Source organism: Streptomyces sp. NBC_01471 (assembly GCF_041438865.1).
Classification (GTDB): Bacteria; Actinomycetota; Actinomycetes; order Streptomycetales; family Streptomycetaceae; genus Streptomyces.
In genome coordinates, this window is sequence record NZ_CP109450.1 from 7108567 (window position 1) to 7124139 (window position 15573).

The 15573-nt window shown below is 68.7% G+C and carries 16 protein-coding genes; 5 read left to right on the forward strand and 11 right to left on the reverse strand.

The annotated features are described in order from the left end of the window. Positions 1-417: 417 nt before the first annotated feature. From OG285_RS32025 to OG285_RS32035, 3 genes are all read right to left on the reverse strand, one after another. Positions 418-1749 carry an Nramp family divalent metal transporter gene (locus OG285_RS32025; protein ID WP_371792958.1) on the reverse strand — a complete coding sequence of 444 codons (1332 nt, stop codon included), beginning with the start codon at positions 1747-1749 and terminating at the stop codon, positions 418-420. A gap of 2 nt (positions 1750-1751) precedes the next feature. Continuing rightward, positions 1752-1979, reverse strand: a complete 228-nt coding sequence (locus tag OG285_RS32030) for a hypothetical protein (RefSeq protein ID WP_371792959.1) — start codon at positions 1977-1979, stop codon at positions 1752-1754. Positions 1980-2188: 209 nt separating this feature from the next. After that, positions 2189-3373 carry a ferritin-like domain-containing protein gene (locus OG285_RS32035; protein ID WP_371792960.1) on the reverse strand — a complete coding sequence of 395 codons (1185 nt, stop codon included), beginning with the start codon at positions 3371-3373 and terminating at the stop codon, positions 2189-2191. 503 nt (positions 3374-3876) lie between these two features. Here OG285_RS32035 and OG285_RS32040 point away from each other — a divergent pair. The 5 genes from OG285_RS32040 (at position 3877) to OG285_RS32060 (ending at position 7077) form a co-directional block, all read left to right on the forward strand. Further along, a complete protein-coding gene (locus OG285_RS32040) occupies positions 3877-4137 on the forward strand; it encodes a hypothetical protein (protein ID WP_371792961.1) in 261 nt (86 codons plus the stop codon). A 339-nt stretch (positions 4138-4476) separates the two neighbouring features. Beyond that, positions 4477-5217: a hypothetical protein gene (locus OG285_RS32045; RefSeq protein WP_371792962.1), complete on the forward strand. Its 741-nt coding sequence runs from the start codon at positions 4477-4479 to the stop codon at positions 5215-5217. A 574-nt stretch (positions 5218-5791) separates the two neighbouring features. Continuing rightward, positions 5792-6094, forward strand: a complete 303-nt coding sequence (locus OG285_RS32050; protein ID WP_371792963.1) for a hypothetical protein — start codon at positions 5792-5794, stop codon at positions 6092-6094. A 27-nt stretch (positions 6095-6121) separates the two neighbouring features. Beyond that, the gene (locus OG285_RS32055; protein ID WP_371792964.1) at positions 6122-6301 is read left to right on the forward strand and encodes a hypothetical protein; all 180 of its coding nucleotides are present in this window, start codon (positions 6122-6124) and stop codon (positions 6299-6301) included. A gap of 140 nt (positions 6302-6441) precedes the next feature. Further along, complete coding sequence (locus OG285_RS32060) at positions 6442-7077, forward strand: 2'-5' RNA ligase family protein (RefSeq protein WP_371792965.1); 636 nt, start codon at positions 6442-6444, stop codon at positions 7075-7077. On the opposite strand, the gene OG285_RS32065 is transcribed toward OG285_RS32060, so the two are convergent. From OG285_RS32065 to OG285_RS32100, 8 genes are all read right to left on the reverse strand, one after another. After that, positions 7008-9380 (reverse strand): site-specific integrase, encoded by a 2373-nt coding sequence (locus OG285_RS32065; protein WP_371792966.1) that lies wholly within the window; start codon positions 9378-9380, stop codon positions 7008-7010. The genes OG285_RS32060 and OG285_RS32065 overlap by 70 nt on opposite strands. A 113-nt stretch (positions 9381-9493) precedes the next feature. Then, the gene (locus OG285_RS32070; protein ID WP_371792967.1) at positions 9494-9847 is read right to left on the reverse strand and encodes a helix-turn-helix domain-containing protein; all 354 of its coding nucleotides are present in this window, start codon (positions 9845-9847) and stop codon (positions 9494-9496) included. A 19-nt stretch (positions 9848-9866) separates the two neighbouring features. After that, positions 9867-10970, reverse strand: a complete 1104-nt coding sequence (locus tag OG285_RS32075; protein ID WP_371792968.1) for a tyrosine-type recombinase/integrase — start codon at positions 10968-10970, stop codon at positions 9867-9869. Between the two features lie 114 nt (positions 10971-11084). Beyond that, entirely contained in the window at positions 11085-11570 is a 486-nt protein-coding gene (locus OG285_RS32080) for a 2'-5' RNA ligase family protein (RefSeq protein WP_371792969.1), read from the reverse strand. Further along, positions 11570-12526 carry an endonuclease/exonuclease/phosphatase family protein gene (locus tag OG285_RS32085; RefSeq protein ID WP_371792970.1) on the reverse strand — a complete coding sequence of 319 codons (957 nt, stop codon included), beginning with the start codon at positions 12524-12526 and terminating at the stop codon, positions 11570-11572. Before OG285_RS32085 ends, OG285_RS32080 begins: the two co-directional genes overlap by 1 nt. Positions 12527-12625: 99 nt before the next feature. Then, a complete protein-coding gene (locus OG285_RS32090) occupies positions 12626-13741 on the reverse strand; it encodes an NUDIX domain-containing protein (RefSeq protein WP_371792971.1) in 1116 nt (371 codons plus the stop codon). 160 nt (positions 13742-13901) lie between these two features. Next, positions 13902-14423 (reverse strand): GFA family protein, encoded by a 522-nt coding sequence (locus OG285_RS32095; RefSeq protein ID WP_371792972.1) that lies wholly within the window; start codon positions 14421-14423, stop codon positions 13902-13904. A 39-nt stretch (positions 14424-14462) separates the two neighbouring features. Beyond that, the gene (locus OG285_RS32100) at positions 14463-15557 is read right to left on the reverse strand and encodes an NUDIX domain-containing protein (protein ID WP_371792973.1); all 1095 of its coding nucleotides are present in this window, start codon (positions 15555-15557) and stop codon (positions 14463-14465) included. Positions 15558-15573: the final 16 nt, after the last annotated feature.

Here is a 15573-nt window from a genome sequence, read left to right on the forward strand (position 1 = left end):
TGCAGTTCAGGGCTTCTTTTCTTATGAATGTTCTAATCTGCATGGCGTGTGACGCCCATTCGGCACCGCCGCTCGCACCGGCGGAACAGCACCATGCTGGTTTTCACCTGCGGACAGGGCGCCGCCGCCCCCAGCTTCTGTCGTTTGGACCACCGGGCAGGCCAGAGGGAACCCCGCAATATGGAGTCCGGCCATGTAGACGGTCGCGGTCTTCTCGTAACGGGTGGAACTCCCCCGCCACTGGTTCAGGTTGTTGATGCAGCGTTCCGCGCCCACTGCGCGTCAGTCAACGGCACACACCTGGACCAGCGCCCTACTGATCCAGACGAAATGGTCTAGGCCCAGGTAGGGCCGCCCGGAATCAAGGTGCCTGCCCGCGACCCGGTGGAGGGGCCCGGCCGGCCCGCATGGCCCGGGTCAGCCGAGGAATTGCTGGTAGAGCAGTGTGGCGTTGAGGGCGGTGATGGTGGCGGTGGCTGCCCACATGCCTTTGGTGAGCCAGGCCGGGTTGGCGAATCGTCCCATGACGTTGCTGTCGCCTGTGATGAGTACGAGCGGGACGAGGGCGAAGGGGATGCCGAGGCTGAGGACGACCTGGCTCAGTACGAGTACGGCGGTGGGGTCGGCGCCGGCCAGCAGAACGGCCAGGGCGGGGACCATGGTGATCCCACGCCGGGCGAAGAGCGGCAGGCGGAGGCCGAGGAAGCCGGACATGATGACTTGCCCGGCGTAGGTGCCGACGCTGGAGGAGGAGATGCCTGCGGCGACGAGCGCGACCGCGAAGGCGAGTGCGGCGCCGCCGCCGACCAGCGTTGACAGCTCGGCGTGCGCCTGGGCGATCGTGGTGACCTCGTGGCTGAGGGTGCCGTGGAAGAGCTTCGCGGCGATGAGGAGCATGACGAGGTTGACGGCGCCGGCGGCGCCGAGTGCGATGACGATGTCGCAGCGTTCGTAGCGCAACGCGGTGCAGTGTTCCGCCGCTGTGTTGCCTTGGGTGCGCTGGGTTGTCAGGGCGGAGTGGAGATAGACGATGTGCGGCATGACGGTGGCGCCGACGATTCCGGCGGCGAGATATACGGTGCCGTGGCCGCTGAGGTCGGGGACCAGGCCGCCCACTGTGGCGCGCGTGTCCGGGCCGATCCGGAACAGTTCGTAGGCGAAGCCCGCGCAGACGATGACGAAGAGGAAGGCGATGGCGCGTTCGAAGGGGCGGTAGCCGCGTGTCTGGAGCCCGAGAACGAGGAAGGCGGCCGCTGCGGTGATGAGTCCGGCGGTGAAGAGCGGGACGCCGAACAGCAGGTTGAGACCGATGGCCGCGCCGATGAACTCGGCAAGATCGGTGGCCATCGCCACGAGTTCAGCCTGCGCCCACATGCACCACAGCACGGGCCGGGGATACCGCTCGCGGCACAGCTCCGGCAGGGTGCGCCCGGTGACGATGCCCACTTTCGCGGACAGGTACTGGATGGGCATGGCCAGGATGCTGGCCGCGAGCACCACCCACACCAGCTGATATCCGGTGTGCGCACCCGCGTAGATGTTGGTGGCGAAGTTCCCGGGATCGACGTAGGCGATGGCGGCCACGAACGCCGGGCCGAACATCGACCATGCGGCCCGCAGTCGGCCCGGTCGCCGCGCACCCGTCCCAGTCCCCGCCGGCCCGACGGGAGCGGTTTGCGGGAGCCGGTCTGCCGCGGACACCGCAGGCGGCGGCGCGGTGCTCTTCTTCGTCACGACGGGTCCGGCCATGATCAGCCGACCGCGGTGATCAGGAACGCCAGAGCCCCGGCCGCAAGGACGCACACCGATGCGGTGCGCAGCGGGGGTGCCACCCTGCGCCATATCTGAACGCGGCGTCGGCAGCCGGAGGGCAGGAGCGCGAGGCTCACGCGTTTGTATGCCTCCAGGTACACGGTCATGGCGGTGCCACCGAGCAGTCCCAGCTGCATCAGGGTGATCGTCCACTGCGTTGCCTGCACCGTTGCTCCAACCGACGTTCTGGTGGGACCTGCTCCTGCAACAGACCTTTTTGCAGGTCTGGTTGAGGTGGTGACCCGCGCACCGTGCATACGCAGGAGATGGGGTGATGCGTCGACACGGTGCGCGTCGCGTCAGTACTCGGCAGTGCCTAGGGCGATCTCGCGGATCGGCGAGCGACGCGCGGTCGCGACCCGGTCGTGAAGGGTTCTCACCGAGTCGGCGTGTGGTCCGATTCGTTATCGGCTGCGCCCGCAGCGGCGCCAGTTGCCTGGCTGTTCCTGCGGGTAATCGCGGCGGCGCCCGCCACGGTGGCCGCGGCCAGCGTCGCACCGCCGACGACCATGCCGGCCTTCTGGGTGTTCTGGGTGCCGCCCCCACCGGTCGCCATGCCGCCGACCGGGGTGCGGCCGGTGTCGTTCGCACCGCTGGTGTGGATGGAGCCGTTGACTCCGGCGGGGAAGAAGCCTCCGGAGGTGGCCTTCTTCGGTGTGAGGTAGACGATGTTGAGCACCTGCTCGGTGGTGCGCCCGAAGGCCAGACCGTTGTTGTCGGCGGGCACGATGTTCGCCTTGCCGTTCTTCACGATGCCCTGGTCGTCGTCGCTCGGCCCGTCGAGGCTGTCGCGCGCATCCGAGATCTTGCCTGCCTGGTCCGCGAGGTCGCGCTCGTACAGCGCCGTCCGGATGTTCGCGGCGTGGTACGCCTCCACGGCGAGGATCCCGGCGGCGGCACCGAGGTAGGTCTTGTTGCTGATGAGCGGGGCGGCACCTTTGTACGCGGTGACACCGACGTCCTCGAAGATGAACGCCGCCAGCAGGAAGTTGTTGTCGTTGGCGTACGGGTCGAACGTCTGGTTGGGACCGATGAGTCCCGCGGCCCGCGCGGCAGCGGTGAAGCTGCTCTGGATGTCGATCTTCGGCTGTGCGACGGCGGCCGAGCCGAGTGCGCCGCGCAGGAACGCGACGTGTTCCCGCTCGTCGCGGGCTATCTCCTCGGCGTACTGGCGTACCGATTGGGAGCGGAACTTGACCTGGCGTCCGCCGGTGACGCTGCCCCGGTCGCCCTTGCCGGTCGTCAGGGCGTCGGGGAGGCCGTATCCGTTGACCGCGTAGGAGTAGAACTGGCCTTCCAGGTACTCCAGGTTGAGCGCGAAGTTGAGAATCGCGGCATCGCTGATCGCACCGGAGTCACCGCCGCTCGGGCCGTCGGACACGGCTGTGGCGGAGGCCGGCGCGGCGGACGCGCCCACGAGGCCGGCGCCGACCACGCCGAGCCCGGCCGCACCGGCGCCCCTCATGAAGCGGCGGCGGTCAACGCCGTTCTCGGCACTGCGGGTGATCAGTTCACGCACATATTGTTTCCCGAACACAGTGGAACCCTTCCAGTCGATCACGCTTGGTGATGAGGGTGAGAGTCGGCAGATGCGGAGCACACGGACGGGTCGGTGCCTTCTCGGAGCGCGGCAGCCCACGCCGGGCCGGCCAGTGACCGGATGGGGCGGACGCCGCTGCCCCTGCCGTAGCGGGCCTGCGCCGAGCAGCGGAGCCGGTCCTATACATCCCGCGCCGCAAGCACGACACGCGCAGTTAAGGGGCTTTTCCCTCGGTCAGCTCCGTACCGTCCCGCTCCTGGCCCCTACGGGCTGGCAGACGGGAAGAACCTCACGTAGTGGGGCCGCACCGCTGGCCCTGCGCGGGCGCGGACCGAAGAGCATGAGATCTGGACCGGCCCCGGAGGCGCCCGGCCGGCCCTCACCGCCGTGGCAGAGCAAGAGCGCCGAAGCCCGCCTGCGCCTGAGCGCCAGTCAGCCTAAGAGACACGTACATAAGGCGCGTAAGTAATTAAGTCGGTCTAGCTTGAGTCGGGTTCCTTCCCTCGGATCGAAATGGATGTGCGATGCGCAAGATCACCCGAGTCGCCGTTGTCGGTGCACTGGCTGCCCCGCTCCTCATGGCCGCCGCCGGTATGGCCTCAGCCGACGAGTCCTCCTACTGCCACGAGAAGACCTCGGCCAACAAGCACGGAGCCTGGACGGATAGCACCTGCACCCAGGCCCGCACCCACGACCGGTACGAGGACGGCCGCTACGGCAACGGGTACGGAAATGGATACGGGCGCCGCACCGGGCTGCTCGGCGGGCTGCTCGGCATTCTCTGACCTAGCCGAGCATCGGCCGGCGGCGAACGGAAACGCTCGAAGCCGCCATAACCAACGATGCCCGCGCAGCCGTCAGCGAGGCCCAGCGTGGTGAAGCGGTCATCCCACCCGCCAGCACTACGCTGGACGATCTGGCAGCCCGACCCTCCTCCGGCGGGCTGCCAGAACATTGCCACGAGCCGGCCCTCGACACGGAACACGTCCCCTGCAATCGCTGACGGGCCGCTGGGCAAACGTGCCCCGGTCCCAGCCGCGCAACGCTGGTGACGTCACAACCCCTGGTCGACACACGTTCGGTCCACCCCGCGAAGCGCGCTTTCCGGGTGCGAGAGTGAACGGATGAGCACTCTCCGCCCCACGTGGACCGGGCACTCGTGGGATAAGCCCACACCATCCATCGAGACTGCTGAGCGGGCCGTCGCCCGTCACCGCGCGCGGACCCGCGCCGCCACCGTTCGAGCCCTCGCCTACAGCAGCGGCCAGCCCAAGGCCAAGGAACGCACTCAAGGCGCAGCCGCCAGCATCGCCGCCGAGAGCGCTGTCGCCATCACAGCCGAACACGCTGCCCGCCTGGCACACGATGCCGCGCAGCTTGCCCTCAACGCCGCAGTGAACAACACCTCATGCCAGCGCGATACGTTCACGGCAACGGCAAGGGCAGCTGCACAGACGGCCCAGGACGTCATCGAATCCGCCAGCCCCGGTCTGGATCTGCTGACAAACGTCCTGGCCGACGGCTACGAAACACGAGCCGCCGCCGCTCTCACTGACGCGCTGCACATCCCTAGGCGGGGTGGCGAGACTGCCGTGGACGCTGAAGACGAATCGTATGACGTCGTCTACGTCTATCCCCAGGACGTGTCCGCTTACTCGGAGCAGACTCGCGTGCGCCAGCCCAAAAACGGGCTCACCTACCGGCCCCTGCCGTTCCTCTTCTCCGAAGACGCCCGGAATGCATCACCGACCGGCGCACTTTTCGCACCTGGCGTCGGCCTGCACTGGCGGCTCGCCTGGCGCCCGCTTATCACCCAAAGTCCACCACCGCACGCGACTCCCGACTGCAGCCGCTGCGATCCTTGACGTCGAACCGGATAGGTCTGGCAGCCCCGGTGGGCCGGGCGGGCTCCGGGGCTGCCAGCCGTGGCAGCGCGGTACACGAAGCTGCGGGCTTACATGCGCCCGCACTACCTCGTCCAGGGGGCGAGCTCCGGACCGCAACAGCATGCCCCCTCCTGCCCAACCGCACGGCCACGACACGCTGCACTCTCCCGCCATCGGCCCGGCCGCACGGGAACGAGCGGGCAATCCGCACGACTTGGCGCCTGAGACAACGACTCGGTTGCTTGAGAACGGACTGCTGATGAGGAGGACTTCTTTACTGGCAGCGCCGGGGAGCGCCACCCGGACATCTTCCGCCTCGCCCGGCGAGGCGATCGTCGGCTCGCATGGCTGTCGCGATGCCGCCACGACGGCCGCGCGTCCGCCGAGCTGCTGCCCGAGACCGCCAACGACTCCCTCTCTGCGGAGGGGCATGAGTATCCGGATGTAGGCGGATTACGCAGACCGCACGATCCCGCCAGTTCCGTCGACTGGCCATGCCGGGGCCCGCGCGGTGCAACGATGATCAGGCGGTCAGCGGGACCGCGACGTGTGAGTGGGGAGAAGACTGTGCCGCAAGCTGGACCGCGCTCGGGAAGCCGAGTGGGTCTCCGAGGTATACGACCGGCCGATCCGCACCAAGGACGACATCGCCGCCGCGCTCAGGGACTCCGAGCCGGGCGAGATGGTCACTGCTGATCTCCACGGCGACGCGACCGGAGACGGAGCGTGGCTCGGGCCGCACGCCGACGAGCCGTTCCTGAACCTCCGCGAACTGGCCGACGGCACCCTGGGGGCCGCCGCGGTCACCCCGACCAACTGCGCGGGCGCCAAGGACGTCTTCGTCAACGAGGTGTGACGCCTCACCGGACACCCGGTCGCACTGGTGGGCCACTTCAACATCGCCCGGATGTGGGACACCACCCCCGTCGACGTCGTCAACGACATGCTCTATCGGGCCGACGGCGGCCACGAGGAAGACGCCTACCGAGCCGCCCACGAACTCCTGGCGGAGAAGCTCACACTCAGCCGCGAGTGGTGGCTCGCGAAGTGGATCAGACCCTGACGGGTGCCGCCGACGGCCAGCGCTGCCCTGCCTCGTCAACTGAACAACCAGCAGGCGCCGTTGATTGCGCATCTCCCGGCTCGTCATGGCCTGCGACGGCCGGCACGCCACCACCGACAGACCGGATCAGGAGCACGACCGTGGAGAACTTCTTCGTTCCCAAGAAGATCTGGAAGGACGGCGGACCCTTCCCGCACGTCCTCATCTTGCTCAGCGAGTATCCCGAGTTCCGTGAGTACGCCCGCGCCCACCACGAGCTGCTTGCCGAGTACGGCGAGAAGCTCGGCGTGATCCCTCAGGAGTGGCTGCACTCCACGGTCCAGGGCGTGCACCACGCGATCGATGAAGACCAGAGGGACATGCTTCGGGTCGCCGTGCGCGAGGAGCTGGCCGGCATGAACCCCTTCCAGGTCCAGCTCGGACCGGTATGGCCCGGTGTCACCGCGGTTACGGTCGCCGTCTATCCGGAGGACGGGATGGCCGAGCTCAACGGCCGCGCCCGTATGGCGATGGAGAGGGTTCCCGGGATCACCTTGAGGGCCCCCGAGCTGCGGTTCTGGGCCCACTCGACGCTAGCCTACGCGCGTAGGAACTTCCCTGGGCGAAAGCTCAACCGGGCACTGCGCGCGCTGCGGCCCCCGCGGGTTGATATCACCATCAGCAGGGTCCACCTCGTCACCCAGTACCAACACCCCGACCTCGGCTACTACACATGGAAGGTGGTCGAGGAGTTCCAACTTGGCCAGGTTCCAGCAGTGTTGTCGGATCCCGTTTGAGGTCGGCTTGCACATCGAGCGGCCACCGCGGCGGCGTACGTCATCCAGTCCCCGCCACTCGCGCGCTGCCAGGCGACAGCCACCCCCACATGGACGCCGAGCATCTTCGCCAACTGCCCTGCAGGAAGTTCCTGGGCGAGCGCGAACAACGCCGTGCTGCGGCCCTGGCGAGACTTGACGCCCGCACTGCGGAGCCGGCGCAGCAGTTGCGACTCATGGATCGGTTGGCCTGCCGTACGGCCCGGGAAGAGCCAGTCGCCCTCGTGCCGGATCAGGCTGTCCGTGCCCCGTGACGCGACCAGATCGAGCATGAGGCGGTCCAGTGGTGCCGGCAGCTGGATGGGCTGATCGCCCAGGTGGAGGAGGACGTGGTCGCCGTCGCGTGTGACGCGGTCGGTGGTCAGGCGGTGGATGCTGCTGCCCGTTTGTGCGTACAGCAGCACGAGGAGTCCCGCGACACGGTCCGCCGTGGCAACAGAATCGTCGTTCAGCAGCCGTCGGGCAGCTGCCCACCGCTCGTCCTGGTCGTGCGGGCCGGCCGGACCCGTCCAGCGGATCGCCGGGGCCTTGATGCCCGCCGCGGCGTACCTGTGGCGCACAGCCCACCGGACGAAGGCAGCGCACCTTGTCGAGTGCGCGGGATTGGCGCTGAGGTAGCTCTCCACGTCTGCCTGCGTGCAGTCGCTCAGCGACGTGCCCCGGCCTTCCAGCCAGCGCAGCAGGCCGTTGGCCCCGGCCAGGTGGGCTCGGATATTCATGATCTGTTGGACGCTGGCGGGCTTGTCCTTCAGCCGCCCGCGCAGCCTGCGTAGCAGGTGCCACAGGATGAACCCTTTCACGGCCTGCCGGTGTTCGCCCGGTGTGTGTCCGTCAAGGGTGGCCTGCACCTCTCGGTGGAGACGCACCAAGCCTTCGTCGCGGAACTCCAGGGCGCCGATGGAGACCAGCATGGAGCGGAAGTGGTCGAGGGTCTTGCCTGGCGGCATGGAGTCGAGTGCAGCGTGGCTGATCTCAGGGTGCTCACGCACCAGCGCGGTGATGGTGGTCTGGACGTTCTTCTTCCGCAGCCAGGTGATCGCGTAGTTCGGGTGGTCGACCTGGACCAAGCGCTCACGCAGCCGGTCGAGCTCGGGCGCGACGGTGCCATCGTCAGCCGTAAACAGCTTGCGCAGGCGGGCGTCGAGACTGCACCGGGTGCACGGAGCCGTTGTCAGCTGCCACGTCGTGCTGCAGATGCGGCACCGCTTCCAGAAGTCCGGGTCGGGGTTGACGCAGCGGGCGCACAGCGGCTCCTTGAGCGTCCCGCCACGGACGATGGCGCCGTCTCCACACACGGCGCAGACAATCCAGTGCCCCTTGCACAGGTCACACAGCGGCTTTCCGGTGGCCCGGGAGATGGTGCCGTGGCCGGTGCGTCCACAGATGCAGCACACACGCTCGGGCCGCGGGCAGCACTGCAGACAAACCGGGCCAGCCGCGGTCCGTCCGTACACACGGCGCCGATGGCCGCATCCGGTGCAGACTTCCAGGTTCCTGGGGTCACGCGCCCAGCAGGACTGGCAGAAGGGGTCGCCGTTCTCATCGCGATGGTTGATCGGTTTCTGCTTGCCGCAGCGGGAGCAGATCAAAGCTCCCGCTTTCGCGGCGCAGTTGCCGCACACGCGTACCGCTCCGAGCGGCCGCTCCAGCCGTTTTGTGCGACCGCAGGTGGGGCACGGCGGGACAACCACCGACGTAGCCCCGGCCGCGCGCAGCTCTTCGAGGAACCGCAGGACCCCCGGAATCGGCGCCGAGGCGCCGTCACCGGTGAGCAGTTGTGGACGCTCGATGACAGCGGCAGCGATCTGGCGGCGCCCGGCCGCGCGCCGGTGGGCACGCCCCAGAGCATCGAGGACCAGCTCAGCGTTCACCTCCGGGGCGACCCCGGTCACCACTTCGGCCAGCCGCGTCGTCCCGTCGTCGTCGATGAAGCATGCCCGGCAGAAGGGGCGGCCGTCCCGATCCCGCGCACGCACCTCCCGCTGCTGCCCACACTCCGTGCAGGCCACCCGACTCGCAGACGACACACAGCGCGAGCACCCCCACATGCGCCTCGCAAAGGTGAGGGTGCGAAGCCCTCGCCCGCACACGCCACAGACGGGGGCGGCCAGTTGCTCGGCGCCGGCTTGCTTCAGGGCGAGCAGCAGCTTGCCGACCTGGTTGGCCGCGGGCGGTTTCCCCGTGCGCAGCACCTCGGGAGCCTGGGCCAGTTCGGTGGCGAGCCGGCGCTGCCGAGCGCGTTGCCGAACGATATCGGCCGTCACCGCGCGGACGACTCCACGGTCGAGAGAGGTCTCGACCTGGCACAACACGTCCACAAGCGCGTCCAGTGGCTCCCGCTCCGCTACCGTGCTCCGGTCGTGCGTGGTGGCTGTCGTCACTGATCACTCCTGATGATCCTGGCCCGCTTGGGCCGCAGATTCCCCAGCTCCGCTGACGGGGGCTCGGCTGAGCTTCCACCCGCGGCTGCCTTCTTAGGACGAGCACCGGCTCCTGCCGCCCGGATGGGCTCGATGAGGTCGTCCATGCGGCACTCCAGGATGTCCAGCAGGGCCATGAGGATCTTGAGACTGAGGCGCTCCGGGCGCTCCACGACTAGGCGGTAGATCTGACTCGATGAGAGCTGGATCCCGCGCTTCTCCAAGGGCTCCGTGAGGTCGGTGGTGGAGAACATCCCGCGCTCGGCCATGACCTTGCGCAGGTGCCACTGGTAGTCGAGCTTGGCAGTCATCGCGGTATTCCTCTTCTCGTCACACCCCGGTGAAGGCCGGAGCCAGGGCATTCTGGAGAGAAGTGTTCATGAAGTCGTTGCTGACGTGCGTGTAGATGGCCAGAGAGCTGTCGCACTCGTGGCCAACTTGCTGCTGAATGAACATCCGGTCCACCCCGTCCTCGGTCAGGTGCGTGACGTAGCTGTGCCTCAGCGAGTGCGGGGTCAGCTCCTTCGGCAGCCCCAGGGCATCGCGGTACTCCTCGAACCGGTCGTTGATGGAGCCCGGTCTGAGCCTGCCGCCACGCTCGGTGACCCACAGCGCGGGCTGGTCCGGGAAGCCGAAGCGGGACCGGACGTTCACGATGTAGTCCTCGACCGACTCGACGGCCCAATCCATGACGGACAACACGTTCCGGCGACGCGGCGGCTGGCCTTTCTTCGCTTTGCCGTAGCGGACGTTGAGCGTTCCGTACCGGCCGAACTGCGGCACCTTCGGGTTCCTGCCGAAATCCACCAGGTCCAGCTTCGACGTCTCCGTCCGGCGAAGCCCCCACCCGTAAATGACCTTGAACAAGGTGGCATCCCGGTACGCGGCCAGCGCGCCCTTGCGACCGCTGCGCAACGCCCTGCCGACCTGGTCGTCCGCGAAGTCGAGGAACAGCTGCAGTTCCTCACGCGCGAACGGTCGGGCCTCTGGATCGCCCTCGTAGTCCTGTAGGTGCGGGATCGTGTTCCACTCGTGGCAGATCGCCACGGGGTACGTCCCGAACTGCCCGTCGCACGCCAGCGCCCAGTCGTAGCGGCGGTCGATGAGGTACTCGGAGAACAGCCGCACCGTGCCCTGGTAACCGCGCACCGTCGAAGGCGCGAGACCCTTCTCCGTCGTCAGATTGGCCGACCACTCGTCCATGTGGGCCGGCGTCCAGAGCCACGGGTACTCATTCGAGTATGCCTGGAAGGCGCGAACCAGCTTCTCGCGCGGCTCGTAGGTCCCCTTCTTGAGGTTGCGGGCCTGCTGCTGCGACCTCCAGCCGCTCAGCATCGCTTCCCACACCGTGTCCTGCGGCCGGAAGTGCAGAGCCCCGGGCAGGAGCTCCAGATTGGCAGATCCGGCTAACTCTGTACCTGGTCGTCGCGTCATGAGCCGATCCCTTCTGGCGCGCAAATCATGCATCAGAAGAGATCGAGTCGGCAAACGTCCAGGTAGAGGAGCCGAATTGTGCTGTCGTATGAGTAGAGTCGAGGGGCTCGTCTATCAGGCGACCAGCGCGAACGCGCCCGTCTGATGCAACTCCCGAGGCTTGCTGTAGGCCAGGCTCAGATGCGGCCAGAACCGCTCGGGGGCCTTGGGCATTGTGTCCGCGCCGACCACGCTTTCGGTCGCGCGCCGCAGCGCCCAGTACAGCTCCGAGATCCGGTCCTCGGGGTAGATCGCCGGCACGACGCCGTTGTGGATCGCCTGTGCCGGTCCGATCTCGATCTCGAACGGCTCGATCCCGACCAGTGCCAGCCGTGCGGCATCCGCTACCGCGGCCGCCGTCTCGGCCGTCAGCGGACCGACCGACTGGAGCGTGGCGTGCAGCCACTCCACTGGTACCGGGCTCAACTCAGCGTGCTGAGCCAGAAGGCCGGCATGGGCCCGTGCGAAGTCGTGCACGGCGGGCTGGTCTTCGAACAGCAGATGCCAGTGCGCCCGCCGTTCCCCCTCGGGCCAGTGGTGGGTCTCCCAGAAGTCCCGCATCACGCCTCCATGGAGATCTTGGACGGGTCGATCTCGCAGATCACCGGCAGGTGATCCGAGGCTTCCCTCGCGGCCGGGCTCGTGTGCGTGCTGTAGCTGACCAGGGCCGGAACGACGGGCCGGGTGGCGTACACCAGGTCGATACGGCGCGCACCCCACGGGTCGGGATCACCCTGCCCGTCCTCCCAGTGCCCGACCGTCGCCTGCCACGGCACCCCGAGATGGGCGGCTGCGTCGACCATGAACCCGCGCCGCAGGAGGACCTCGCTCTGGCGGCGGTCGGCCAGCTGCGTGTTACCGATCGTCCCCTCCAACAGCTGGTACTCGAGGTCGTCGTGGTCATGGTCGAGGTAGGGCTCGGGATCGTAGTACTGCTCGCCCTCCGGCCCGTCGACGTTCGCGGCGGACAGGGCGTTGAAGTCCCCCAGCGCCAGGCCGGGCTTGGCGCCGCCGGTGGTGCGGAAGGCGCTCTTGATGCGGAACGCCTCGTCCCGGCGCCAGTTCCCGCGGAACGGATCGCCGTGGTACGAGGCGACCGTGACCGGCTCGGCGGACCCGATGTCGAAGCGCACCGTGGTGAAGCCGTGCCAGAAGTCCGGGGCGCCGTACGGGCGGAAGCCTCCTGCGACCGGCTTGACGGTGCTGGGGTTCCACAGGAGTGCCGTGTACCAGCCGCGCGCCAGGTTGTTGGCCATCGCGGTGGGGCCCGGCGTGCCATCGGCGCGCAGGGTGGTCGCGCTCAGCCCGGTCTCGGCGGCGAGCTGCTGGATGACCGTCGATGCCTCGGTCGCCCACTCTTCGGACGGCCGGGTCTCGTCGACGATCACCTCCTGGAGGGCCAGGATGTCCGGGGCGATCTCGCCGATCGCGGTCACGCGCGCCTTCCACGACGCGGTGTCGATCGTGTCGCGGCCGAGCTTGTAGGCGTTGAGGTTGGCAAGACGTATGGTCCGCACGAAGTCCCCTCCTGCTATGGGATGTTGGTTGATGCTGGTGTGCTGGATCTGGACGAGCCGTCGGCACGGGCGGGGCGCGTGCCGGGGCGAACGGTGCGCTCATACGCGCGTCGCGCGGAGTTCGGTAACCGGGCCCGCTGCCGCGCGGGGGATACCCCACCGTTCATGCGCCCAGCGAGCGGCGAGTTCGGCCTGCTGGTAGCCGCTCTCGCCCCAGCCCAGGAGCGCGGCCGCCTGGTCAGGGGTGGCAAGCAACCGAGCGAAGACGCGGCCGGTGGCCGGATCCACCCCGGCCGGCCCGACACCTGTGACGGGGGCCGCCAGGCGGAGGCGTGCGCACGGCCCGATGCCCCCGTAGACCTCCCCCGTCGCGTCATGGACCCAGCCGAGCCGGACGATGTCGTGGCCGATCGTTACCTGAGCCTCTTCGATCGCCTCGCGCCGCAGCGTCTCCTCGGGCGAGGCGTCCGTGGTCTCGACCGTTCCTCCCGGCAGCGCGGGGAGCCGGTTGCCGGGGTCCACGACGAGGATCACGCGGCCGTCCGGTACGAACAGCCACCCCCACGACTGCATCACCGGTAACCCCTCCGGCACCGGTTCCGCATGCCAGGGCCACGTGCGACCGGCCCGGGGCCGGACATACACGTCGTGGCGGTCCAGCGGCGGGACCTCACCGACGTGCCGGCCGCTCTCCAAGTGCGCGGTCGTGCCGGACAGCCGGGCACGCAGCGCGGCGAGCATGATCTGGCCGTCGACCGGGATCATCCGTTCGCGGGCCTGCGTGGAGTCGACGAACTCGAATCCCAGCAACTCGTCGGCGGGCACGCGCAGCGCCGCCATCTCCTCCTCGGTGAGGGTGCCGCCGTCCAGGATGTACCGGGCCTCACCGGGCACGGTCATGCCGGATTCGATGTTCGGATGATCCGGGGGCAGCCAGTGCACGGCCAGAAGCCGACCCGGCGTCCGCTCCATACCGAGTTCCTCGCGGATCTCCCTCACCCACGCCTGCGCGGGGCTCTCCCCGGGCTCGGCGCCACCGCCGGGCAGCAGCCACTGCTCACGGTAGGTGGGCTTGACCAGCAGAACGCGGCCGAGCGGGTCGGTGAACAGGGCCGCGACGCTCATCCAGACCGCGTTCCGGGAGCGGGCGTACTCAGCCTCCGGCATCTGCGGTTGCTCAGGGAGGGCGGGGGCGGTCTCGTGCTCCGTATTCATCAAGGATTCCTTGTCCGCGCGCGGGTCTGGGGGTTCGGGAGTGCCGGCCGGGCTGGGGCACTGCTGCAGTCGGCGATGCCCTCGTGCCGGGTGCGCGACGGAGGGCAGCCAGGTGACGGTCAACAGAGTTCGGTGGTCGGGCGGTTGAGCGGAGCAGGGGTCAGGGTGCGGCAGGTTGCGAGGCACACGGATCAGTGGCGAGTGTGATGTTCATCCACGGCACGGCTTCCTCGCGGAAGGAGTGCCCAACGGGATCGGTGCCGCTGCGGTCGTCGAGGCTGAAGCCGGTCACCATGACCATGTCCGAGCCGTTGGCGACGGAGACGAGATGGGTCCCGCAGCGCGGACAGAAGCCCCGCTTGAGGGTGGGGTAGGTCGCGAACCAGGTGGGTTCACCGCCGGGACCGGTCCACTTCAGTCCGTCCTTGTGGAAGCCGACCCAGAGCACGGCGGGGCCGCCGGAGATGCGGGTTTCATGTTCGCAGGAACACAGGTGCGGGTCGTCCGGCGTGCCGAGCACCTCGTATGCGATGTCACCGCACTGGCAGTGTCCCGTGCGGCGCTCCGGTTCCAGTCCTGCCGCCGCGGCACCCGGAGCGGGCGCGGGCCGGACCGGATCAGCCGTAGGTGGCAGAGCGGGGTCATCAGAGGCGGGCGTTGTCATGCGGAGCGAGGGGTTCATGGGTTCCTCGGGAAGGTGGGGGAGACGGAAGCGGACGGACTACCAGGTGATGGGGTCGGTGAGTTCGGTGACGGGCTGGCGGGCGGCCCGGGGGAGACCGAGTTGTCGGCGGGCCTGGTGGACCGCGGCGAGTTGGTGTGCGGTCGCCGGCCCCCAGTCGAAGAGTTCGGCGGCTTGTTCGGGAGTGGCCAGGATGCGGGTGTAGGTGTGGCCGGTGGCCGGGTCGGGCTGGGCGGGACCGATTTCGGTGAGTGCGGCGGCGTAGCGCAGGTATCCGCGCTGGTTGGCGGGGTCGGTGACGTGTCCCAGGAGCAGCGGGTTGGTGATCCGGGCGGCTGCTTCTTCTTCGGTCTCGCGGCGGAGGGTGGCTACAGGGTCGTCGTGGTCCCGCTCCTCGGGTGTGCCGCCAGGCAGGATGGCGACTGCGGTGGCGGGTTCAAGGAGAACCAGGACGCGTCCGTCCGGCGCGAACAGCCAGCCCCACACCTGCGTGACGGTGAGGTCGTGCGGGGCCGGTCCGGGGTGCCAGGGGTAGCGGTAGGCCGGGCGGGCGGTCCGCAGAACGCCGAGGCGGTCCAGGACCCCGGGGGCGATGGGTTGGCCGTTCTCCAGGAGTGCCGTGCCGGCGGAGTTGATCCGGGCCCGCAGCGCGGACAGGGCGCGTCGAGCGTCGGCCGGGGAGAGCAGCTCGGGCAGCCGTGCGGGTTCGACGAACTCGACCGCGGTGATCTCGCTGGGCGGTAGACGGATTTCGCCGATCCGGTCGTCGTCCCAGACTCCGCCGTCGAAGACATGGAGGAGCTCGCCGGGAAATCGCATGGCCGCTGGCGCGCTGGTGCTGCCGGCGGCGACCCAGTCGACGGCCAGGCCCTGGTTGGGGGCAGCAGTGATCCCGAGTTCCTCGCCCAGTTCACGGGCGGCGGCGTGAGCGGGGGACTCGCCCTTGTCCACGGCACCACCCGGCAGGAGACACGTGTCGAGATAGTCGACGTGCTGGACCAGGACCTGCCCAAGCCGGTTGGTGATCAGCACGGACGTCCCGACCCACAGGGCGGCCGAGGCGCGCAGAGCGCCGTACGCCTCGTAGGTCATGGCGGTGCCGGGCAGCTCGCCGGGAACGGATGTGGTCGTCATGACTCTCCAGGTCAGA

Excerpts from the sequence above, each read along its gene's own strand:
- OG285_RS32025 (WP_371792958.1), bottom strand. The coding sequence starts at position 1,749 with ATGGCCGGACCCGTCGTGACGAAGAAGAGCACCGCGCCGCCGCCTGCG.
- OG285_RS32040 (WP_371792961.1), top strand. The coding sequence starts at position 3,877 with ATGCGCAAGATCACCCGAGTCGCCGTTGTCGGTGCACTGGCTGCCCCG.
- OG285_RS32045 (WP_371792962.1), top strand. The coding sequence starts at position 4,477 with ATGAGCACTCTCCGCCCCACGTGGACCGGGCACTCGTGGGATAAGCCC.
- OG285_RS32070 (WP_371792967.1), bottom strand. The coding sequence starts at position 9,847 with ATGACTGCCAAGCTCGACTACCAGTGGCACCTGCGCAAGGTCATGGCC.
- OG285_RS32075 (WP_371792968.1), bottom strand. The coding sequence starts at position 10,970 with ATGACGCGACGACCAGGTACAGAGTTAGCCGGATCTGCCAATCTGGAG.
- OG285_RS32080 (WP_371792969.1), bottom strand. The coding sequence starts at position 11,570 with ATGCGGGACTTCTGGGAGACCCACCACTGGCCCGAGGGGGAACGGCGG.
- OG285_RS32090 (WP_371792971.1), bottom strand. The coding sequence starts at position 13,741 with ATGAATACGGAGCACGAGACCGCCCCCGCCCTCCCTGAGCAACCGCAG.
- OG285_RS32095 (WP_371792972.1), bottom strand. The coding sequence starts at position 14,423 with ATGAACCCCTCGCTCCGCATGACAACGCCCGCCTCTGATGACCCCGCT.
- OG285_RS32100 (WP_371792973.1), bottom strand. The coding sequence starts at position 15,557 with ATGACGACCACATCCGTTCCCGGCGAGCTGCCCGGCACCGCCATGACC.